The 21,164-nt window shown below is 66.3% G+C and carries 25 protein-coding genes and 3 pseudogenes; 18 read left to right on the top strand and 10 right to left on the bottom strand.

Annotated elements, in window-relative coordinates; genetic code table 11:
* The first annotated feature begins 47 nt into the window (after positions 1-47).
* The 14 genes and pseudogenes from IPM60_16945 (at position 48) to IPM60_16880 (ending at position 10,670) form a co-directional block, all read left to right on the top strand.
* A complete protein-coding gene (locus IPM60_16945; protein ID MBK8909490.1) occupies positions 48-263 on the top strand; it encodes a hypothetical protein in 216 nt (71 codons plus the stop codon).
* A gap of 84 nt (positions 264-347) precedes the next feature.
* Entirely contained in the window at positions 348-827 is a 480-nt protein-coding gene (locus tag IPM60_16940) for a hemerythrin family protein (GenBank protein ID MBK8909489.1), read from the top strand.
* A gap of 15 nt (positions 828-842) precedes the next feature.
* Positions 843-1,184, top strand: coding sequence for a YHS domain-containing protein (locus IPM60_16935; GenBank protein MBK8909488.1), 342 nt, complete (start codon positions 843-845; stop codon positions 1,182-1,184).
* Between the two features lie 118 nt (positions 1,185-1,302).
* Entirely contained in the window at positions 1,303-1,557 is a 255-nt protein-coding gene (locus IPM60_16930; protein ID MBK8909487.1) for a DUF2933 domain-containing protein, read from the top strand.
* The gene (locus IPM60_16925; protein ID MBK8909486.1) at positions 1,554-2,204 is read left to right on the top strand and encodes an isoprenylcysteine carboxylmethyltransferase family protein; all 651 of its coding nucleotides are present in this window, start codon (positions 1,554-1,556) and stop codon (positions 2,202-2,204) included. The genes IPM60_16930 and IPM60_16925 overlap by 4 nt, the downstream gene beginning before the upstream one ends.
* Complete coding sequence (locus IPM60_16920; GenBank protein MBK8909485.1) at positions 2,201-3,034, top strand: prolipoprotein diacylglyceryl transferase; 834 nt, start codon at positions 2,201-2,203, stop codon at positions 3,032-3,034. The genes IPM60_16925 and IPM60_16920 overlap by 4 nt, the downstream gene beginning before the upstream one ends.
* A 139-nt stretch (positions 3,035-3,173) precedes the next feature.
* Positions 3,174-3,419, top strand: a pseudogene (locus IPM60_16915) (ubiquinol-cytochrome c reductase iron-sulfur subunit).
* Between the two features lie 81 nt (positions 3,420-3,500).
* Positions 3,501-4,541 (top strand): annotated as a pseudogene (locus IPM60_16910) (YncE family protein).
* Positions 4,542-4,639: 98 nt separating this feature from the next.
* Positions 4,640-5,026 carry a DUF302 domain-containing protein gene (locus tag IPM60_16905; GenBank protein ID MBK8909484.1) on the top strand — a complete coding sequence of 129 codons (387 nt, stop codon included), beginning with the start codon at positions 4,640-4,642 and terminating at the stop codon, positions 5,024-5,026.
* Positions 5,027-5,248: 222 nt separating this feature from the next.
* Positions 5,249-5,545 carry an SHOCT domain-containing protein gene (locus IPM60_16900; protein ID MBK8909483.1) on the top strand — a complete coding sequence of 99 codons (297 nt, stop codon included), beginning with the start codon at positions 5,249-5,251 and terminating at the stop codon, positions 5,543-5,545.
* A 281-nt stretch (positions 5,546-5,826) separates the two neighbouring features.
* Complete coding sequence (locus IPM60_16895) at positions 5,827-6,393, top strand: TVP38/TMEM64 family protein (protein ID MBK8909482.1); 567 nt, start codon at positions 5,827-5,829, stop codon at positions 6,391-6,393.
* A gap of 47 nt (positions 6,394-6,440) precedes the next feature.
* Positions 6,441-8,819 (top strand): copper-translocating P-type ATPase, encoded by a 2,379-nt coding sequence (locus IPM60_16890; protein MBK8909481.1) that lies wholly within the window; start codon positions 6,441-6,443, stop codon positions 8,817-8,819.
* 112 nt (positions 8,820-8,931) lie between these two features.
* Positions 8,932-10,281 carry an APC family permease gene (locus IPM60_16885; protein ID MBK8909480.1) on the top strand — a complete coding sequence of 450 codons (1,350 nt, stop codon included), beginning with the start codon at positions 8,932-8,934 and terminating at the stop codon, positions 10,279-10,281.
* A gap of 47 nt (positions 10,282-10,328) precedes the next feature.
* A pseudogene (locus tag IPM60_16880) lies at positions 10,329-10,670 on the top strand (cation transporter).
* A 208-nt stretch (positions 10,671-10,878) separates the two neighbouring features.
* On the opposite strand, the gene IPM60_16875 reads toward IPM60_16880, so the two are convergent.
* The 8 genes from IPM60_16875 to IPM60_16840 are packed head-to-tail and all read right to left on the bottom strand — an operon-like array spanning position 10,879 to position 17,862.
* Complete coding sequence (locus IPM60_16875; protein MBK8909479.1) at positions 10,879-11,184, bottom strand: hypothetical protein; 306 nt, start codon at positions 11,182-11,184, stop codon at positions 10,879-10,881.
* Positions 11,185-11,199: 15 nt separating this feature from the next.
* Entirely contained in the window at positions 11,200-12,213 is a 1,014-nt protein-coding gene (locus IPM60_16870; GenBank protein MBK8909478.1) for a major capsid protein, read from the bottom strand.
* 12 nt (positions 12,214-12,225) lie between these two features.
* On the bottom strand, positions 12,226-12,591 hold the full coding sequence (locus IPM60_16865; protein MBK8909477.1) for a head decoration protein: 366 nt from the start codon (positions 12,589-12,591) through the stop codon (positions 12,226-12,228).
* Positions 12,592-12,597: 6 nt separating this feature from the next.
* On the bottom strand, positions 12,598-13,608 hold the full coding sequence (locus tag IPM60_16860; GenBank protein ID MBK8909476.1) for a Clp protease ClpP: 1,011 nt from the start codon (positions 13,606-13,608) through the stop codon (positions 12,598-12,600).
* 3 nt (positions 13,609-13,611) lie between these two features.
* A complete protein-coding gene (locus tag IPM60_16855; GenBank protein MBK8909475.1) occupies positions 13,612-15,099 on the bottom strand; it encodes a phage portal protein in 1,488 nt (495 codons plus the stop codon).
* Positions 15,099-15,317, bottom strand: coding sequence for a hypothetical protein (locus IPM60_16850; protein ID MBK8909474.1), 219 nt, complete (start codon positions 15,315-15,317; stop codon positions 15,099-15,101). The genes IPM60_16855 and IPM60_16850 overlap by 1 nt, the downstream gene beginning before the upstream one ends.
* A gap of 3 nt (positions 15,318-15,320) precedes the next feature.
* Positions 15,321-17,342, bottom strand: coding sequence for a phage terminase large subunit family protein (locus IPM60_16845; protein ID MBK8909473.1), 2,022 nt, complete (start codon positions 17,340-17,342; stop codon positions 15,321-15,323).
* Positions 17,290-17,862, bottom strand: a complete 573-nt coding sequence (locus tag IPM60_16840) for a hypothetical protein (GenBank protein ID MBK8909472.1) — start codon at positions 17,860-17,862, stop codon at positions 17,290-17,292. Before IPM60_16840 ends, IPM60_16845 begins: the two co-directional genes overlap by 53 nt.
* Before the next feature lie 116 nt (positions 17,863-17,978).
* On the opposite strand from IPM60_16840, the gene IPM60_16835 reads away from it, so the two are divergent.
* The 4 genes from IPM60_16835 (at position 17,979) to IPM60_16820 (ending at position 19,263) form a co-directional block, all read left to right on the top strand.
* Positions 17,979-18,212, top strand: a complete 234-nt coding sequence (locus IPM60_16835; GenBank protein ID MBK8909471.1) for a hypothetical protein — start codon at positions 17,979-17,981, stop codon at positions 18,210-18,212.
* A gap of 105 nt (positions 18,213-18,317) precedes the next feature.
* Positions 18,318-18,806: a DUF3489 domain-containing protein gene (locus IPM60_16830; GenBank protein ID MBK8909470.1), complete on the top strand. Its 489-nt coding sequence runs from the start codon at positions 18,318-18,320 to the stop codon at positions 18,804-18,806.
* Between the two features lie 11 nt (positions 18,807-18,817).
* Entirely contained in the window at positions 18,818-19,045 is a 228-nt protein-coding gene (locus IPM60_16825) for a hypothetical protein (protein ID MBK8909469.1), read from the top strand.
* Complete coding sequence (locus tag IPM60_16820) at positions 19,042-19,263, top strand: hypothetical protein (protein MBK8909468.1); 222 nt, start codon at positions 19,042-19,044, stop codon at positions 19,261-19,263. The genes IPM60_16825 and IPM60_16820 overlap by 4 nt, the downstream gene beginning before the upstream one ends.
* A 33-nt stretch (positions 19,264-19,296) precedes the next feature.
* Here the strand turns inward: IPM60_16820 and IPM60_16815 are convergent, their stop codons facing one another.
* Both IPM60_16815 and IPM60_16810 read right to left on the bottom strand, forming a co-directional pair.
* A complete protein-coding gene (locus IPM60_16815; GenBank protein ID MBK8909467.1) occupies positions 19,297-19,521 on the bottom strand; it encodes a hypothetical protein in 225 nt (74 codons plus the stop codon).
* Positions 19,522-19,562: 41 nt separating this feature from the next.
* On the bottom strand, positions 19,563-20,870 hold the full coding sequence (locus tag IPM60_16810) for a site-specific DNA-methyltransferase (protein MBK8909466.1): 1,308 nt from the start codon (positions 20,868-20,870) through the stop codon (positions 19,563-19,565).
* Positions 20,871-21,164 lie beyond the last annotated feature (294 nt).

Raw genomic sequence — 21,164 nt, 5'->3', positions numbered from 1 at the left:
AGCGGCCAATCGAGCCGCCGTTGCCGTCAAGAATGGGAGGGAGCGCCATGGAAAACGCAGGCGCCATGCAGGACGCGATGATGGGATGGGGAGGAGTATGGCACTGGCTGACAAGCTTTCAGGGCATCCTCACCCTCTTTTTCGTCGCCGTCATCGTCTTCGCCCTGTTGGCGCTCCTGCGCGACTGGCGGCGGGATCGTGACGAGTCTGCCACCGGGTCGCGGAGCGGGACGACCGGCCGCAACGTCGGATCGAGCGGATAGCGCGTTCGCCGCCCTGTAGGCGGCAAAGCGCCTCATTGCTGAGAAGTTGAAAGCGCACGAAACAATTCTGCACCGGAGTGGTGAATGTCGAAGATCACATGGACGGATGACCTCGCGACGGGCGTCGATCAGATCGATGCCCACAATCAAAGCCTGCTCTACATCCTTGACGAGCTTTTCGCCTCCGACATGCCCTGCGAAATGCGATCGCGGATGTGCCACAAGATCGAGGACACCATCGTCTACCTGACGAGGAATTTCCTTCGGGAGGAAGCTCTCATGGTGGAGTGCGACGTTCCCGATGCCGAGGGCCACAAGCGTGAGCACCGCACTTTGCTCGACGAATTGCTGCGGCTGCAGCGCACCCTCGAATGCGGTCGCTACGACACCTCGGAAATGTTCGATCTCATCTCCAGTTGGGTCCTGGCTCACATCGAGATCTGGGACAAGGAATTGGGCCGCCGGGCGCATGCCAACCCGGGCTTGGCGATAAAGCCCGATGCTTTGGCGGCATCGCTCTCGGACGAACCGCGCAGCGGCATCGCTGTCGGCGCTGCCGAGTGAAAGGACGTCACTAAAATGGAAGGCATTTTGCCGCTGCTGCTTTGGGGCGGATTGATTTTCCTGATGATGCGCTTCGGGTGCGGCGCGCACATGTTCGGGCATGGCCACCGCCAGAAACAGGACGAATCCGCCGGCAAACCCGGCATGGAAAAGCCGGCCATGGAGAAGGACGAGCTGGTCTGGACCGCCCCGGAACAGGACACCGATCCGGTCTGCGGCAAGGACGTCATCACTGCTGGCGCCAAATCCAGCGTTCACAACGGCTGGGTCTACTACTTCTGCTCGCCGGAATGCCGGGCGAAATTCGAGACGGCGCCTGAAACGTACCTGGGCTTGGTGGGACGCGAAGACAAATAAATAAGACTGACTTGGGCTACGCGCGGTCGGGTCTCACGGACGCTGCGGTCGCGCCGGGGATGCGGCGGCGAGGAGACGCCGTCGATGCCCTGCGGATGTCAACCAAGAAAGAATACGAATGAACGAACATGGCGAACACGAGCGCGGGCAACCTCCTGCCCGAGGTTTCCTACGATCACGGGCGGGCATCACGCTGATCGTATTCATCGGTGTCGGCGCCTTCTTGCTGGCGTACGAGCACCGGGCCCACATCCCTGGCTCCGTCTGGCTCCTGCTCGGGCTCCTCGGGTTGTGCGTCCTGATGCACGTCTTTATGCATAGCAGGCACGGAGGTCACGGCGGTGACGGCCCGCGCGAGGGCGGAAACCGATGAACGGGGCTTCGGATTATGGCCTTTGGGTGCTCGTCGTCGTCAACTCGGCGATCTTCATCCTGTTCGCCTTCAGCTTCTTCAAGCCGAAGACGAAGCGCGACTGGCGCTCGTTCGGCGCCTTCAGCGCCTTTCTCGTTGCGCTGTTCACCGAGATGTACGGTTTCCCGCTAACCATCTACCTGCTTTCAGGCTGGCTGCAGAGCACCTATCCGGACGTGGAATGGTTCGCCCATGACTCCGGTCACCTGCCCGAGATGTTGTTCGGCTGGAAAGCCAACCCGCACTTCGGGCCGTTTCACCTGATCAGCATGGTGTTCATCGGCGGCGGGTTCATTCTGCTGTCGGCTGCATGGCGCGTTCTATACGCGGCACAGACGGCCGGCAAGCTGGCAACCGCGGGACCGTACGCCCGGGTCCGCCATCCTCAGTATGTGGCGTTCATCGTCATAATGTTCGGCTTCCTGTTCCAGTGGCCGACCATACTGACCGCGATGATGTTCCCGATTCTCGTGTTCATGTACGTGCGCCTCGCGATGCGGGAAGAACGCGACGCGCTCCGGGAGTTCGGCGACGAGTACCGGCGCTATGCGGAGCGCGTTCCCGGGTTCATTCCGCGTCTCTCCGGCACTGAGGAGCGGCCAATTTGACCTTCTCCATCGCGTTTCCCAACGTCGATCCGGTCGCGCTCGAGGTCGGCCCGGTGGTGATCAGGTGGTACGCCCTCGCGTATCTCGTCGGTCTGCTCCTCGCTTGGTGGTACGTGCGCGCGCTGGCCAAACGAACGTCCGGCGCCGCAGCGCTCCAAGACATCGACGATTTCCTCGTCTGGGCGACTCTCGGCATCATACTCGGCGGCCGGCTTGGCTACATGCTGTTCTACAACTTCGAGAACTCCGTCCAGGATCCGCTTACGATTTTCCAGATCTGGCGGGGCGGCATGTCCTTTCACGGCGGCCTCATCGGCGTGATCGTCGCGACGGTGCTCTTCGTTCGCCGCAGGGGCATACGGCTGCTGCCTTTCGCCGACCTGATCGCCTGCGCCGCGCCCATAGGCCTGTTTCTGGGCAGGATCGCCAATTTCGTCAACGGCGAGCTTTTCGGACGGGCGTCGGACGTGCCGTGGGCGGTCGTGTTTCCGCATGGCGGGTCCGAACCGAGGCATCCGAGCCAGCTCTACGAGGCCAGCCTGGAAGGCCTCCTCTTGTTTGTAATGCTTTACCTCTTCTGGCGCACCGAGGGCGTTCGGCAACGACCGGGAGTCCTCTCGGGGATCTTTCTGGTCGGCTACGGTGTGGCACGAAACACCGTCGAGCTGTTCCGTGAGCCCGACGCCCACATCGGATTCCTGCTGTCCGGAACCACGATGGGCCAGTGGCTCTCCGCGCCCATGATCCTGCTCGGCCTCTACCTGATCATCCGCGGAAGCCGGCGATCCGCCGCACCGGAACGGAAGGCGCCGGCCGGAAGATCGGCGTGAGCCGGCGCTTGGCAACGTTTGTCACAAAAAGGGGCTCGGTTCGGCAAACTTCAGCAACAGGTCTCCGCTTCTATCAGCATCAGGCGACCGTTGAGGGAGCCCAGGAACCCGCAGTTTGCCGCAATCGAAAGCGGAGACGATGTCTTCTATTACCGACGCGAATCAGACGGTCGGGTCTCACGCGGACCAAAAACGTCGGGATTTCCTTTTAATCGCCACGGCTACGGTTGCCACGGCCGGTACGGCCATCGCGGTATGGCCATTCATCGACAGCATGAACCCGGCGAAGGACGTTCTAGCGGTCGCAACCTCGGACCTCGATCTGAAGCCGATCGACCTGGGACAGAGGGTGACGGTTGTCTGGCGGGGCAAGCCGGTGTTTGTCGATGGTCCACTTCATGAGGAACGCACTCGCCCACGTCGGCCCGTCGCAGCAGGCCATGGTCGCCGCCGCCATCGAGCGAACATGCTTGAAAAATGGACGATAGCGGGAGCGCTTGCGGTTCTCCTGAGCACACCGGCGACAGCCGAGCCGCTCGTGTATGTGACCGACGGTTCGGCCAACGAAGTGCTGGTCATCGACGCGGCAACCGATACGGTCGTCAACAGCTTGCCCGGCATCGCAAACCCCCACGGTCTGGTGGCCACGCCGGACGGCGAATACCTCGTCGCCGGCAGCCTGAAGGAGACGCCGCAGGACCAGGCCGACCCCGGCGCGCCGAACAGCCGGCTCGCCCTGGTCCACCCGGACCACGACCACGTCATGCTGACCATTCCCGTCGCCGGAATGACGCACCATCAGGCGATCACGCCCGATGGCGGATATGTCATTTCCACCCATTCCACCCGTGGATACGTGAGCGTCGTCGACCTGAACACCAACCGTGGGGCCTGACCATCGCGACCGGCCCGGCCCCCAACTACACGGTCATCTCCAGGGATGGGAAACAGGCTTACGTCAGCAACAGCGGCGACGGCACGATCAGCGAGATCGACCTGAGCACCTGGCAGGTGACACGCTCAGTGGACGGCGGGGCCGGCCCGGAGCACCTGGCCCTGTCCAAAGGACGAGACAACGCTGTTCGCAATCAACCCTCGGGCCGGCATGGTCTCGCCCATTTCGCTCGCAGACGGCACCAACAAGGAAGCGTTCAAGATCGGCAAGGCGTTGCACGGCCTCGGCGCTTCTGACGGCGGAACAACGCTGTTCATTTCGAGCAAGACGGACGACAAGCTCGTCGCTCTTGATCCCGAGACCGGAGAGCTGCGCGAGTTGGCCCTGTCGCCGTCGCCCTACCACCTCGAGACGATCGCGGGAACGGGCAAGGTCTACGTGTCGAGCAGCAAGGAGCCCGGGATCTGGGTCGTCGATCAAAAAACTCTCGCCCTCCTCGGCGAGATTGCGATCCGCGGCAATGCCCGCCAGATGGCCGTCGTCAGCCGTTTAGCGCCTTGCTGCCCCGGTCCGCAGCGACAGGACGGCGAAAAAGGCAAAGGGCAAAAATGAAACCCGGTGATCGGCTGCCAATGATCTTCGTGTCGGGCTGCACCGAATGCAGGCTCTCGGCAGCTTGTCAGGGCCAATCAGGATAGGGAGAAAAAAGAGTGACCTATTACTTCAGCAAGACCGTGTCGATTACCTTCGAGGAGGCGATCGACAAAATGACGTCGGCACTGCAGGAAAAGGGTTTTGGCGTACTGACCACGATTGACGTCAGGGCCACACTAAAGAAGAAGCTGGACGTCGACCTCCGCCCCTACACGATCCTCGGCGCGTGCAATCCTGAATTCGCGCATAAGGCGTTACTGGCGGAGGACAAGATTGGAACCATGTTGCCCTGCAACGTCATCGTTCAGCAGACTGGGGATGGCGCGGTCGAAGTTTCCGCCGTCGATCCCGCCGCGTCCATGCAGGCCGTCGATAATCCGGAGTTGGGCGCCATCGCCGAGGATGTCCGACGGGCGCTCCAAGGAGTTGTCGAAGCGTTGTAGGGCATGTCGATGGCTCGGCGATCATATGACGCCACGTCCGAACGGTTTCCCGGATCGAGCGGTGCAGATCGCCAAAGCCACGGACCGCCGATTGGGAGGAAAGCAATGAGGCGTGAAATGGGCAGGATCGCGACAAAACCACTCAAGCTGCCGGCCCTATGGGTCACCGAGGCGAATGCCTCTAAACGGCTGGGCATCGCGGCGGCAACGACGGCGGCGGCGATGATTGCGCCGTCCCTCGTCCGGGCCGGGCAGCAACGGGGCGACTATGGGCCACACATGATGTGGGACGGAGGCTGGTACGGGATGATTCTCGGACCCATCATGATGCTCCTCTTCATTGCCGCTGTCGTGGTCCTTGTCGTGTTTCTCGTCCGCTGGCTCGGCGGTACCAGCCAGAGCCAGGGCGGATCGTCAAGCTCCGGGAGAAGCGCTGTCGATATCCTCAAGGAGCGTTTCGCCCGGGGCGAGATCGACAAAGAAGACTACGAGGAGCGGCGTCGATTTCTCGAGAAGTGAAAGCGGTTTGGACCCCCGTTAATGCCCGCCTACCGACGGTTTGCAGACGGTGAAGCTTTTGGGCCCATTGCGTGATCTGGAAGGCGCTTCCGACGGCGCGTCCCGGATCAGACGCGCCTATGTCAAGCTTGTCGCCGCCGGCGTGCTCGCGATCCTGATCGGCGGGTCCTACGCGTTTCTCTCGGAGGCAGGTGTGCTCGACCGGATCTCGGAGGGAGAGGCTCTTCGCGATGGAATCATCCGTCTCGGTGCGTGGGGTCCGCTCGCGATCATCGGGCCTCATGACCACAGCCATCGTCATGAGCCCGATCCCCAGCGCGCCGATCGCGCTCGCCGCCGGATACGCTTACGGGCACACCTGGGGCACGGTCTATGTCCTGATCGGGGCGGAGTTGGGCGCGCTCCTGGCCTTTGGCTTGGCGCGTGTGCTCGGGTACGAGGTTCTCAAGCAGTGGTTCGGCGACCGCCTGTCGTTCGGGTTTCTCGGCTCCCAGAACTTGATGATGGCGATTGTCTTCGTGACCCGCCTGCTGCCGTTCCTGTCGTTCGACCTGGTCAGCTATGCCGCCGGGTTGACCTGTTTGTCCCCATGGCGCTTCGCATTGGCCACCCTTGCCGGCATCGTGCCCGCCAGCTTTCTGCTCGCTCATTTCGGGGGCGAACTGGCGTCTGCAAACACGTCGTGGATCATGATTGCAGTCGTTATCCTAGGAGGGCTGACCCTCATCCCGCTCGGCGTCAAAGTCGTCCAGTGGCATAGATTAGGGGTGAATCGGCATGAGCGGCGGTGCACGCGTACATCGGCGGCAGGATCGGAGTTCCGCTCTCCGCCCGCCGCATCCCCTTGACCGCCCGACGGTTACCGGACGGCGCACAGACAAGCGAGGTTTGCGATATGAATGATCGACGACAGCATGCGGCCTCTGCCTCGGAAGCGGCGGTCCATACCTGCCCGATGCATCCCGAGGTGCGCCACGGCGGCCCTGGTAAATGTCCCAAATGCGGGATGTTCCTGGTTCCCGAGGGCGAGGCCGGCGCGCATGGCGCGGACCATGGTCGTTGCGGCCACGACCATCAGGCTCACACCCATCACGGGAAAAGGGCGCCGTCCGACGGCGGCAAATACGACAAGGTGCCTTCGGGCTGGTCAGAGGCGGTCTATACCTGCCCGATGCACCCGGAGGTGCGGCAGACCGAACCCGGCTCCTGCCCGCTTTGCGGGATGGGGCTTGAGCTCGAATCGGCGGCGATGGCCGGGGGCGAACCGAACCCCGAGCTGGTCGATTTCACCCGGCGGTTCTGGGTTGGCGCGGCGCTGACCGTTCTACTGCTGGTGCTCACGATGAGCCCCTTTGTCGGTCTGCCGCAGATTCGCGAGTTTTTTGGCGAGCGCACCGCGCTCTGGATCGAGGTCGTGCTGGCCTCGCCGGTGATCCTATGGTCGGGCTGGCCGTTCTTAGTGCGTGGCTGGAACTCGTTCCGCACAATGAACCTCAACATGTTCTCTTTGATCGGCATGGGCGTGGCGGCGGCCTACGCTTTCTCGATGGTCGCGGTGATCGTGCCGGGCCTCTTTCCGGAAGGCTTTCGCGACCCCGAAACCGGGCAGGTCGGCGTCTATTTCGAGGCCGCGGCAGTGATCGTGACGCTCGTGCTTCTGGGCCAGGTGATGGAGCTGCGCGCCCGCGAGGGCACCGGCAAAGCGATCCGCGCGCTTCTCGACATGGCGGCCAAGACCGCACGAGTAATCCGCGAAGACGGCAGCGAGGAAGAGGTCCCGCTGGAGGAGGTGCAGATCGGCGACCGGCTGCGCGTGCGCCCCGGCGACAAGGTGCCGGTCGACGGCATTGTGGTGGACGGGCGCTCCTCGGTCGACGAGAGCATGATCACGGGTGAACCCGTCCCGGTCGAGAAGGTCGCGGGCGATCCGGTCACGGGGGCCACGATCAACGGCACCGGCAGCCTCGTGATGGAGGCGACCCGCGTCGGCGCCGACACGATGCTGTCCCAGATCGTCGAGATGGTGGCCAATGCGCAGCGCTCGCGCGCGCCGATCCAGAAATACGCCGACAGGGTGGCGGGCTACTTCGTGCCGGCGGTGATCGGAGTCGCGATCCTGTCCTTCATCTCCTGGGCGATTTGGGGACCGGACCCGGCTCTGAGCTACGCGCTCGTCTCGGCGGTGGCGGTACTGATCATCGCCTGCCCCTGCGCGCTCGGCCTCGCCACGCCGATGTCGATCATGACGGCGACGGGGCGCGGCGCGCAGGCCGGCGTCCTGATCAAGAACGCCGAGGCGCTGGAGCGGTTCGAGAAGGTCGACACGCTGATCGTGGACAAGACGGGCACGCTGACCGAGGGCAAGCCGAAGCTCGTGGGCGTCCTCCCCGAGGACGGCCACGACGAGGCCGAGGTGCTGCGCCTCGCCGCGTCGCTCGAACGCGGCTCGGAGCATCCGCTGGCCGAAGCGATCGTGCGCGGTGCCGAGGAGCGCGGCGTGGACATGGCCGAGGCCGAGGAGTTCGAGGCGGTGACCGGCAAGGGTGTGAAGGGCCGCGTCGACGGCAAGGCCGTGGCGCTCGGCAATGCGCGGATGGTCGCCGATCTCGGCATCGACGCCGGCAATATCGGGGAGACGGCCAACGAGCGCCGCGACCAGGGCGAGACCGTGATGTTCGTGGTGGTCGAGGGCAAGGTCGCCGGTCTGATCAGCGTCGCCGACCCGATCAAGGAAACAACGCCGGCCGCGCTGAAGGAACTGCACCGGCTCGGCTTCCGCATTATCATGGCCACCGGCGACAACGAGCGCACGGCGAAGGCGGTGGCCGGGCGGCTCGGCATCGACGAGATACGCGCCGAGGTGCTGCCCGAGGACAAGGCGCGGATCATCAAGGAACTGCAGGCCGAGGGCCACAAGGTGGCGATGGCCGGCGACGGCGTGAACGACGCGCCCGCGCTGGCGCAGGCCGATGTCGGCATCGCCATGGGGACGGGTGCGGACGTGGCGATCGAAAGCGCCGGATTCACCCTCGTCAAGGGCAATCTCGACGGGATCGTGCGGGCCCGGCGCCTGGTGCGCGTCACGATGCGCAACATCCGCCAAAACCTGTTCTTCGCGCTGATCTACAACGCCTTCGGCGTGCCGGTCGCGGCGGGCGTGCTCTACCCGTTCTTCGGCATCCTGATCGGCCCGATATTCGCCGCCTTCGCGATGAGCGCCTCCTCGATCTCGGTAGTGCTGAATGCGCTGAGACTACGGGGCACGAAGATCTGATGAAAGGGAGCGCCCTGAATCCGCGAGGCGTTGCGCGTCAACGGGATCAGGTTACGGCAACGCCTCCGCAGGACCGCCCGGCCGCCGCCATCGCGCGACCAATAATGAAGCAATGGAAGGAAAATTGAAAAGTTTGCAGCACGACCAAAGCGACGGCGCCTACAGGAAGAACTCGATAACACTCGGCGGCGCGGTAGCGATGGGCACCGGCGTGATGATCGGCGCGGGCATCTTCGCGCTCACAGGCCAGATCGCCGAGCTCGCCGGCCCGCTCTTTCCGCTCGCCTTCATCGCCGGAGCCGTGGTCACCGCCTTCAGCGCCTACAGCTACATCCGTATGTCGAACACGTGGCCGTCCTCGGGCGGGATCGCGATGATCCTGCAGAAGTGCTACGGGCTGGGAGCGATCGCAGCGGGGGCGGCGCTTCTGATGGCGCTCAGCATGGTGATCGCCGAAAGTCTCGTAGCGAGAACCTTCGCGACCTACGTGCTGCAGCCCTTCGACATAGCGGACGGGCCGCTGGTGCCGGTGCTCGCCGTCGCGGTGATCCTGTTCGCCTTCCTCGTGAACGTCGCGGGCAACCGGTCGGTCGGGCTCTTCTCCCTGGTCATGGCCGCGATCAAGATCGGCGGCATAGCGCTCTTCGGGATCGCGGCGCTGTGGTCGAGCGGCTTCGGCTTCGCCGCCGCCACCGAGAGCGGCCGGGAGTTCACCGCGACCGGATTCGTCGCCTCGGTGGCGCTCGCCATTCTCGCCTTCAAGGGCTTCACCACGATCACCAACAGCGGCGCCGAGATTACCGAACCGCGCCGCAATGTGGGCCGGGCGATCACGGTCTCAATCGCGCTCTGCGTCGTCGTCTATCTCCTCGTTGCCTTCGGCGTCGGATCGAGCCTGACGATCGACGAGATCATTGAAGCGCGCGACTATTCGCTTGCGGAGGCCGCCGAGCCCGCGCTCGGCCAGGTGGGGTTTCTCCTCACGGTCCTTCTCGCAGCGGTCGCGACCGCCTCGGGCATACTGGCGAGCGTCTTCGCCGTATCGCGGATGCTGGCGATGCTGACTGACATGGAGATGATCCCGCATAGCCATTTCGGTATGTCGGGTCCGATCCAGCGCCACACGTTGATCTACACCGTCGTCATCGCTTCAACGCTGGCTGTGTTCTTCGACCTCGGCCGCATCGCGTCGCTGGGCGCCTTCTTCTATCTCGTCATGGACATGATCATCCACTGGGGCGTGTTCCGTTTCCGGCGGCGCGAGATCGGGGCTGCGAGCCCTGTCCTGCTTGCGGCGCTGGCCTTCGACGCCGTGGTGCTTGCGGCCTTCACGGCGATGAAGCTGCAGAGCGATCCCGCCATCGTCCTTTACGCCGCGATCGCGATCGGCGCCGTGTTCGGCTTCGAGCGGATCTACCTGTCCCGCTGGCTGGGACCGAAGGCCGAACGCGAGGGCGGATGAAGCAGTCGTTGCGAGCACGGAATGACAGTCAGGAAAGGAGCAGATCCATGACGGACCACGCAGGAGGCGGCAGGCACGGCCATGCCGGCCACATGCCGTCGATCGGGCGCGGGATGGCGTTCTCCGCCTGGCTTACGTGAATCTATTTCGTCATCGAGATGGGGATTGGCCTCTGGACCGGGTCGATCGCGGTCATCTCGGATGCGTTCCACACCTTCTCCGCCGTGGGCGGGGTCCTCGTGGCGATCACGGCCCGGCTCGCCCTGCGCCCTGCCGACGAAGACCGCAGCTTCGGCTGGTACCGGGCCGAGATCATCGGGGCGCTGGTAAACGGCGGCTTCCTGCTCGCCATGGCAATCGTCGTGATCTGGATGGCGGCGATGCGTCTCTAACGTACCAATGCGCCGTGCGACCACAGACCGGGTCGATCTCCTCGCAACTCGTCGGGTGAAACCCAGTTGTCTGCAGGACTTCCGGAGCGGCCGTCCTGTCGGTGGCGGTCCTGTCGATAATCGCCTTCACATTGCTGATAACGCGGCAAGACCGCGCATGCGCGGCGATCGCCGTTCATACACCTCTGAGCGGCTTGCTCAACGTTTAGTACGTCCCAGGCGTGAGCATCGGCCATAACCACAAGCCCAGCGGACACGATCGCGCCGGCGGATCAGCCCGCGCAGCTTGCGGCCGCCGGCCCGGACTCAGCGCCGCAATCTCCGACACCCGCACGTCGAACAGCGCCGTCGGCGTTTGGATGCGGGTGTCGCCGAAACCGGCGATCTCCTCGGGCCGCCGAGCGACGACCCGCACCGTCGTCGGATCGCCGCCGGCGGGCGTGTAGACGGCTTCCGTCGCAATGTTGGGGTCGGCGAACAGCGCATCGACCGCGGCAGCAAAGACCGACATCCAAGTGCAGCCCGGTTACGCCCGCTTCGCCCGCTGCAGAACCTCCGGCCGGGTGCAGACGAACAGCGGATAGGCGTAAAGCTCCACCCGCACCCAGGCGTTGCGGTCGCGGTCGGGGATGGTGAGCGCGTAGACCTCGCGGCCGGGCGTGTTGACGAAGTCGATGAACTCGGCAGGTGACTGCGCCACCTGGAAGATCCCCGGTGCGCCGACCGGGAAGAACTTCGCCTTGTCGGCGCCGACGGTGATCGTGGTGTCGTCGTCGGTGCCGCGGTAGTTGTGGAAGACGATGCCGCCGAACGGGAACGACTCGTAGGTCATGTCCTGGCGGAGATCGGCAGCTGCCGCCCAGTTGCGGTAGGTCTCCTTGACGCTGTCGTGGCCGATCAGGTCGTCGTAGAAGGTGTCGCCGCAGAGAGCGTGGATCCGGGTGCCGGGCGTCCAGGCGCCCTTCGCCGCCTTGGCCATGGCGCGGACCACCTGGGCGCACTTCTTGCGCACGTCGGTGGTGGCCTGGTCGAGGGCGAAGTTGATCTCGGCCGGCTGTGACAGGCCCCACGCACCGTACCAGTCGATGATGGTCGAGCCGTCGGCGTCGGTGACGATGCCCTGCACGGCGCCGAGGCGCATGTTCTCGCGGGTGAGCTCCATGTCCTCGCGCAACCGGCCCATGCGGCGGGCGACCTCCGCCTGCACCGTCTGCAGCTCGGTCTCGGAGCCGAACGCGCGCATGTTCTGGATCTCGTCGGCGTAGAGGGTATCGCCTTTGGCGACCCGGACCGTCCGGAAGTCCCGGATGTCGCGCTTTTCCAGGGTCTGCTGGGCCAACGGGGCACCACGGTTCGAAGTCTGGATCAACGCGAGCGTGTTCTCGCGCTTCTCGATGGCGACCGTGATCGTCCGCACCGGCACCGGCTCGAAGATGTTGAGCGCGCCGAGAAACTGCGGGCGGTAGGGAACCTTCTCGACGGCGGCGGTCATCTGCACCGCCGAGAAGGCATCGTTGCTGAAGATATCGAGGTTGGGCATGGGTGGTCCTCCTTAGCGGACGAGGATGCCGAGCGCGGCCAGCTGGCCGATGGCGGTGGTCTTGTCGGGTGCGGTGATGCCGTCGGGCCAGACGATCTCGCCGCCGTTGACCTCGGCATCACGGAGGATGGCGGTGCGCGTGGCATCGGCGGCGCTGGCGTCGACGCCCTCGTAGAGGATTGCGGCGGCCGCTTCGGAGCCGTCGCCGGCGGCGGGAGCGAGCTCGACGTACTTGCCGGACGCGGTGACCTTGCCGAGCACGGCTCCGGGGTCCAGCACCTCACCGGAGAGGATGGTGACGACGTCGCGGGAGCGGGCGCCGTTGGCCTCGGAGACGAGGAACTCGGCCGTGTAGCGGCCTTCGGTGAGAACGGTCATGGGGGATCAAGCCTCCTGCTTGCGGGGGAACATGCGGGCGATGACGTCGCCCCAGCCGCGGTCGGCCGGCGGCGCGGCGATCACCCGGGCATTGCGATGGCTGTCGATGAGGGTGTCGTCGTCGGCCTGGGCGCGGGCTTCGAGCAGCGCGGCGCGCACGGCCTCGAGGGGCGTCGCCTGGGCCAGGAACTCGTGGCTCCTGCCGGGCTGGCCGGCGAGCGCGCACAGCTCGGTCACCGCGCGGGCGTAGCCGAGGGTGTCGTCGCGAATGCGGGCCTCGATGGCGGTGAGGTCCGGCTCACTGGTTTTGTCACGTTGTTCCCGCGGAACATCGGCGGGCGTGGCCGGATCCGGCTCGGTCGGCTCAGAGATGACGTCGGTCATCGGGGTCTCCTGGTGCTGGTTGCGAAGGTCTTGCTCCGCGGCCGGCGCCCATGTGGTGGGCGGGTGCCGGAACCGCTTGAGATCGAAGGACGCGGCGATGCGGACGGGCTTTTCGATGCGATCGGCGAACCCGAGGGCGACGGCTTCCGCGGCCGTCAGCCACGTCTCCTCGGCCATCAGCCGCTCGATCTCGTCGTCGGGCTTGCCGGACTTGTCGCGATAGGCGGCGACCAGGCCGCCCTTGATCCGATCCAGCGCCTCGGCGGTGGAGCGCATGTCGGCCGACGTGCCGACGACGACGCCGCTCGGGTCGTGGATCATCAGCATCGCGTTCTCGGGCATCGCCACCTCGTCGCCGGCCATGGCGATGACCGAGGCGATGGAGGCGGCGAGACCGTCGACGTGGACGACCTTGCGCGCCGGATGGCGCTTCAGGGCGTTGTAGATGGCGATGCCGTCGAAGACGCTGCCGCCCGGGCTGTTGAGCCGGAGCGTGATCGTCTTCGCCGTGCCGGCCGCCTTCAGGTCGTCGGTGAACTGCTTGGCGGTGACGCCGAAGGCGCCGATCTCGTCATAGATCAGGATCTCCGCGCCATCTGCAGCGGCGGCGCGGATCGTGTACCAGGATTTCATGGGCTACTCCGGTTGATCGGATGCAGGCTGGTCGGGCTGCTCGGGGGTTTCGCGGGCGCCCTGGGTTTCGCCGGCGCCGGCGGCGAACGACAGGCCGAGCTCGGCTTCGCGCGCCCGGTCGGCGGCGATGCGTTCGTCCACCTCCTCGGCGTCGTAGCCTTCCGCCTCGACCACGTCGGAGCGGGCCTTGAACCCGGCATCGACGGCGAGCTTTTCGGCCTGACGGTCCTTGAGCGGGTCGATCCACTCCCACCGCGGCGGGATCCACTTGGCCGGCCACCACGCCCGCGGGGCGCGCCCGAAGCCGGGGAGCGTCAACGCACCGGCGAGCACGGCGTCGGCGAGCCAGCGCTGCCACACCGGCCGGCACAGCTGGTAGACGAACACTGCGTGCTGCAGCTGTTCCATGCGTCGGCGAAACTCGACGAGGCCGGCCCGCTGGCTGCCGTAGCTCGCCTGGCGCAGATCCCCGGTCACGGTGGCGTACGGGATGCCCATGGCGGCGGCCAGCTCCAGGCTCACCCGATAGACGAACGGCTCGAAGTCGCTGCCGACCCCGGTCGGCGTCGAGAACCGCACGTCCTCGCCGGGAAGCAGCACCTGCATGGTGCCCGGCTGCAGCGGCGCCCGGGCGATGCCGTCGCCGTCTTCGCCCTCGACCTCGTTGAGGAGGGCGTCGTCCGGCAGGTTCTTGACGATGAAGCCGACGAACAGCGCCGCCGTCTTCTGCCGCTCCACCTGGGCGTCCATGTACTGATCGATCTGGTGCAGCCGGACCAGCGCCGGCGTGATGTGCGGCAGGCCGCGCAGCTGCCCCGCCTCGAGGGGCCTCCGGACGTGCAGCACCTCCGCTGCCGGCACCCGCACGAACGGATCGTAAGCCGGCATCGCCTCGGTCCGGTCGCCCGGATGCTTGCGCAGGAACCAGTAGGCGACGCGCCGGCCGATGCGATCGAACTCGATGCCGCAGCGGATCGCATTGCCGTTCGGCGCTACGCCGCTCTTGTCCAGCGGCAGCATCTCCGCCTGCAGCAGCTGCAACTGCAGCGGAACGACGAGACCGTCCTCGGGACGGCGGGCGCGCAGACGGACGAAGCATTCGCCGGCGACGAACACCTCGCGGGCCACCAGCGCCTGCAGGCCGTAGAAGTCGGTCAGGCCGTCGGCATCGGCCTCGTCGGTCCAGGCGAGCCACAGCTTCTGGATCGCCCGCTTGGCCTCGGCGTCCTCGGTCAGCGACGACGGCTTGATGCCGGCGCCGATGGCGTTGGCGACGAACGCCTCGCAGGCATTGGCGGCGATGGCGTTGGAGAGCACGATCTCCCGCGCCCGCCGGAGCGTCAGGTCTCCGTCGCTGACCACCTGGGTGTTGAGGTTGCGAAGCGGCGGCACCCAGGCGGCGAGCCGGCGCGAGCGCATGGCGCTCTCCAGCCGGGCGCGCGGCTGCAGCCGGCCGATGCGCCGGAACGCACCCGACAGCGAAACCGCCATCAGAGACCCTTGCCGTCCTGGTAGAGGCGCACCTGGCGAACCGGCCTGCGGTTTTCCGCCGCGCCGATCTCGGCCTTCAGGGTGGCGATGGCGCGATCGATCTCGGCGAGGCCGCGATACTCCACCGTGCGACCATCGTAGCTGACGCGCGCGACACCGCTGGCGCGCTGCCGTTCCAGTTCGTCGACGCGGGCAGTCAGTTGTTCAAGCGTCGCCATCAATCAATCCGTCATCCAGGGGCTGCCGACCACCGTGCGCCGGGTCCGCATCGGGCGAGGGACCCGGCCGGCCATCGGGGCGGCAACCTGCGTGTTGGTTTCGTGCACGGCAGCACTGTCGTCAGTCTCGACAAGCTGCTCGGCGAGCCGCTTCCAGAACCCGGCGCCATAGCGGTCGGCGCCCAGGACCCACAGGGCGGCCCGGGCATAGACCCGGCAGTCCAGCGCCTCGTTGCGCTCCCGAAGCTTGCGCCATTCGTGGCGGGCGAAGCCGCGCCGGTCATTGACCGTCACCAGCTGCTCGGCGACCAGTTGCTTGACCCACTCCGCCTCGATTCCCCGCGGCAGGTGGACGAACCCGCCTGCGTAACCGCCACCCGTCGCCAGCGCCTCGTCGGTGGGCCGTTCCAGCCACAGCCAGCGATAGGTCTCGGCCTTGAACGTGGAGACGGCGACGGTCCACAGCTTCGCGCCGCGCCGGATCTTGCGGCCGCCCTCGGTGGCGTCGACGTAGGACGGTCCCGTGACCGGCTGCGGCCGGTCGAAGCGCTCGGCGCCCTTGACCGGCATCACCTGTGCGGAGCCCTGCTTTCGCGACCAGGCGTAGACCTCGGCGGTGAACTCGCCGCCGGTGTCGATGGCGAGCCTGGCGAGACCCAGCCGGGCCCCGGACGCATGCGGCCAGCTGTGCGACAACAGCTCCGACAGCTTCGCCCAGACCTCGGCCGATCCGGGACTGCCGTCGAGAACGAGGTGGTCGACGAGCCAGCTCGTGAAGCCGTGGCCCCACGCCCACACCGAGACCTCGATGCGGTCCTTCTGGACGTCGGCGCCGGCGGTGAGCACGAGCCCGCCCTCGGGCACCTGGCCGAGCGGCAGGTCCTCCCGGCGCTCGTAGAGCCGCTGCCAGTCCGGCGCCTCGCCGCGATCGATCCAGGCTTCGCCGAGCACGCTGTTCCTGAAGCTGCGCACCGCCTCGATCGATCCCTGTGCGGCCTCCCAGTCGCGGGCGATCTGCTGCCAGGAATGCCACCCGACCGGCGAATAGAGGCTCGACAGGTGAAAGCCGATGGTCAGCGGATCGGCCGATACGGCCGTCGGTCGCCATTCGCCCTCGGCCAGCATCTGCGTCTTGTGATGCTCGGCGACCGGCTGCTCACAGACCTCGCAATGGTACGCCACGGTCTCCGGCCGGCCCTTCTCCCACCTGAGCCGCTCGAACTTGAGCCACTGCCGTTCGCCGCAGTGCGGGCACGGCAGAAAATACCGCCGCTGGTCCGAGGCATCGAACTCGCGCTCGATGCGGGACAGGCCCTTGATCGTCGGCGTCGACGCCAGGAACGCCTTGCGCCGCCACGAGAACGTTCGCGTCCGCGCCTCGGCGAGGGCGACCGGCTCGCCCTCGTCGTCGGCCGACGGCGGATAGGCGTCGACCTCGTCGAGGAACAGATAGCGGACCGGCATCGAGCGCAGGCCGACCGCCGAATTGGCGCCGGTCATCACCAGGATGCCGCCCGGAAACTCCTTCGACAGCACCGTGTTGCCCGAGTCGCGCGATCGCGCCGGCGCCACCTTCCGGCGCAGCACCGGGCTCTCCTCGATCAGCGGATCGATGCGCTGCTGCGAGAAGCGTTTGGCCAGCTCCACCGTCGGCTGCACCGCCAGCATCGGCCCCGGCGCATGGTGGATGACGTAGCCGATCCAGTTGTTGCCCGACTCGGTGGCGCCGATCTGGGCGCCCTTCATCACCGCGACCCGCTGCGCCGGATGGGACGGCGACAGCGCGTCCATGATCTCGCGCAGGTACGGCGTCCGCGATGTCCGCCACGGCCCCGCCTCGTTGGCGCCGCGCGGGCTCAGCACCCGGTGGCGATCGGCCCACGCCGAGACGGTGAGGTTGGGATCGGGGGTGAGACCGTCGCGCCAGGCCCGGAACAGATCGTCGCCGCCGTCAAAGGCGAGGTCGATGCCCTCAGCGGAACTCGGGCCGGACCTCGGCGAGCTCTCCGAGGTGGGCTCGAACATGGCTCTCCAACACCGTTTGTACGCCGTGAGCGTCGGCTCCCAGCTCCGCCGCCATCACCGCGGCGGCACGGGCCGGCCAGCCGGCCCAGGCATCCCGTTCCTGGCGCGCCAGACGGAAGACAAGAGCGGTCGCGCGAGACCGGTCGACCAGTTCGCCTTTCAGCTGCTGTAGCCGCAGCCGGCGTTCCTGCGCCTTCAGCACCTCGTTGGCGGTGCGCGCCTGCAGATAGGTCATGCCGCCGGCAACCGCCGGTGCCGGTCGTCCGTCCTCACGCAAGGTGTCGCTGACCGCTTCGACCGCCGTATCCGGTACCGGCCGCATGGCGGGCGAGGGACCGCGACGTTGTTTTGCCGGGTCGGTTGTCTGGGCGCGCCGCGCATCCGAAGCCGCGGCATTGATCGAGCCGTCGGCGTGCAGCACCAGCCGGCTCGAGGTGCGTGCCTTCTGCACCGCGCCCCGCGAAATCCCGGCGTGGCGGGCGTACTCGCGCTCGCTCATGCCGTGGCGTTGTGCGGTCATCGAATGATCAGCGTTCGGCCGAAAAAGCCATGAAATAACAACCGATTAGAGTTGATGTCAGGGCGCTCGTACGCCCTTATGTGATCGTCAACAGCGAACGAACCAGGAGCGCACCCATGAGCACACAGCGACATCGCCAGCCCGACAACAACGACGCGCTCGCCGCCTTCGTCGCCGCCAAGGCCGAGATCGATACGATGCTCAAGCGCTTGTCGGCCTTCTCCGACGATCACTTCGACGTCGCGCCCGATGACGTCACATGGGGCCACGTCGGCAACCTCGGCCACGTCCTCGAACGGCTGCGCCAAGCCAGCGACTTTATCTTCCAAGAGGGCGACTGCGCAGGATAGCGCGCCCCTTTGGCCCCAAGGCCCTGCCTGGCTTCGCGGGCGGGGCTCGGGGTGGTAGCAGCGCCGCGATGGTCGCGGCGCCGAAGCCACGAAAGGGCGTCAACCATGACCGACCTCACCAAGTCCCAGCTCAACACCATCCTGAGCGCCCTCGACGGAAAGCCACGCAATCCCAACACCAAGGACGCCGCACTCAAGGCCATCGCCAATCATGGCGACCGGCTCGGACTGACCATCGATGACATCCTCGCCGCAGCCGGCGGCTTGCTCGACGGACGGATGGGCGCCGAGGCCTTCCGGGCCTCGCTGCAGGAGACCGAACAGCCTGCCGAAGAGCCGATCGAGCCAGAGGCCGAAGCGATCAACGCCCAGCCGAAGGCGCCAAAACTTCGCAACGGCACGAAGCAGGCGCTGATGATCGAACTCCTGCGCCGCCCCGAAGGCGCCACCGTCGACCAGATCGCCGAAGCGATGGGCTGGGCCCGGCACACCGTTCGTGGCGCCATGGCCGGCGCGCTGAAGAAAAAGTTCGGCCTCATCATCACCTCGGAGAAAACCAAGGGTGCGGCCCGCGTCTACCGCATCGCCGGCTGAGGGACGCAACGATGCCGAAACTCACCCTTCAGCAAAGGCTGGTCGACGCGCTCGTCGCCAGCGGCCGCGCCACGCCGGTCGACGGCCGCAGCAGCAAGTACGTCACGCTCAAGCGCGCCGATGGCGACTACTACTTCATCGGTCGCGCAGGTGCGCTGCGGTTCGGCCGCACCGTCACCGACAGCCAGGCCGCTCCCGACAGCTTCAAGACCCGCCTGCTCGAGGAGGCGGGCCGATGAAGCGCATCCGCATCAGCGACAGCACCTATCGGGCGATCGCCGAGGCCGCCCTTCTTCCCTTCCGGTCCACCGGAAAACGGCAGCCGGACGGGACCTGGCTGGTGCCCATCGAGGATGACACCTACGAGCGCCTGCGAAGCCACCGTCTTCCGGGTGAGACGGACGACGATACCATCGCGAGGATGATCCACGCCGCCTTCCGGCGGCCGACCAACTGACCAACCTCCAAGAGAAACGCGATGCCGCCGGGTTTACCGCCCGGCGGCGATCGTCATCGCAGAGCGCACCCGGATCGCCTCGAACATGCGGCGAAGCATGAACGAACGGGCGATGGAGATCAGCGTAAACAAGCAGCCGATCGCCAGGTTCTCGCTCAATGTCGCGTGGATCCCGAACAACGGGAACACCAGGATCTGCGCCAGCACGGCCAGGCCGAAGCCGACCGCGACGTTCACGACTGCCTCGATCAGCGACATGCGGCGGGACTGCTTGCCGCCAGCGGCGTCCGCTGCTGCGCTCATGCCGCAACTGCCAGCCGCTCCCGGGAGATCTCGTCGAATGTCCGGCCGTCGCTGTCCAGGATCGCTTGCTTGCCCGCCGCCGTTTGCCAACGCTTTGCCGCCACATCCACGTACTGCGGGCTGATCTCGATCGCGAACACGCGCCGGCCCGTCGTCTCGCCGGCGATGATCTGCGAGCCGGAGCCGGAAAACGGCTCGTAGCAGACTTGGCGTGGCCGGGTGTGCTGGCGCATCGGGATGGCGAACACCTCGATCGGCTTTGACGTCGGGTGATCGGTCTTCTCGCCCACCTTCACCGTCGGGATCGTCCACACCGTGCTCGGATAGTCGTCGGACACCCGCGGCGGCTTGTTGCCCTTGATCCAGCCGAAGAAGCAGGGCTCGTGCTGCCACAGGTAGTACGACCGCGTCAGGATGCCGCGGTCCTTGGCCCAGACGATCTGTTGGTGGACGAAGGCGCCGAGCTTCTCCCAGACGCTCTCGACCATCGCCTGCCGGCGGCTGGCGTGCCAGCAATACCAGGCGGCGTTGGGCTCGATCGCATGGTCGATGGCGGCGCGAATGAACCCCTCATAGAGCTCCGGGCCCTGCGACGAGTCGTCCCAGGTGATGCCGTAGCTGTCGCCCCAGTCCTTGTTCTTGTCCGGCCCGCCCTGCCTTGACGGGTGGTTGGTGCCGTCGTAGTCGACGAGATACGGCGGATCGGTCGCGAACAGGATCGCCCGCTCGCCGTTCATCACCCGCTTAACATCTTCGGCCTTGGTCGAGTCGCCGCACAGGAGACGGTGATCGCCCAACAGCCACAGGTCACCCGGGCGCGACACCGGATTGACCGGCGGCTCGGGGATGATGTCCTCGCCGGCGAGGCCAGTTTCGTCATCGTCGAGCGGCGCCAGCAGCCGGTCCAGCTCCTCCTGGTCGAAGCCGGTGAGGTCGAGATCGAAGCCGGCGGCGTTCAGCGCATGCAGCTCGGCGGCGAGCAGTTCGTCATCCCACCCCGCCAGCTCCGCCAGCCGGTTGTCGGCGATGCGATAGGCGCGCACCTGCTCCGGCGTCAGGTGCAACAAGCGAATGACCGGCACCTCGTCGAGCCCCAGGTGTTGCGGGGCCAGCAAGCGGCCGTGGCCGGCAACGATCTCGCCGTCATCGGCAACCATCACCGGCGCCGTCCAACCGTACTCGACCAGCGACGCGGCGATCCTGGCGACCTGATCGTCGGTGTGGGTGCGCGCGTTCTTCGCGTACGGCTGGAGGCGCGCGATCGGCCATTGCTCGATCTGCTCGGGCAGGAAACGAAGCATCACGGTGCGATCCTTGCGGAAGAGGAGTAGCCGGAAGCCGGCGTGGACTCCAACTCTGGATCCTGGATCCAGGCGGTGGATCCAAAAGTGGACTCCAGGAGTCCACCCGGAGGCCAGGTTGGGGTCCAGCTAATGTGCTGAATTCACGAATTTATTTGAGGTGCAGGGGTGGCTTCTGGCTGGGTGGCTTCCCAAAAATCGCGGCTCACGCTGGAAACCTTCCGCGCTACGCCCACCAGCATACGTTGTTGCCCGGAAGGGACCCGTACAACCCTGGCCGACATGCCAGGCGCCTTC

This window comes from Rhodospirillales bacterium (genome assembly GCA_016710335.1).
Taxonomy (GTDB): domain Bacteria; phylum Pseudomonadota; class Alphaproteobacteria; order Rhodospirillales; family Defluviicoccaceae; genus JADJXQ01.
The sequence above is the reverse complement of the archived record's forward strand: the minus strand, read 5'-3'. Positions and strand labels throughout refer to the sequence as shown.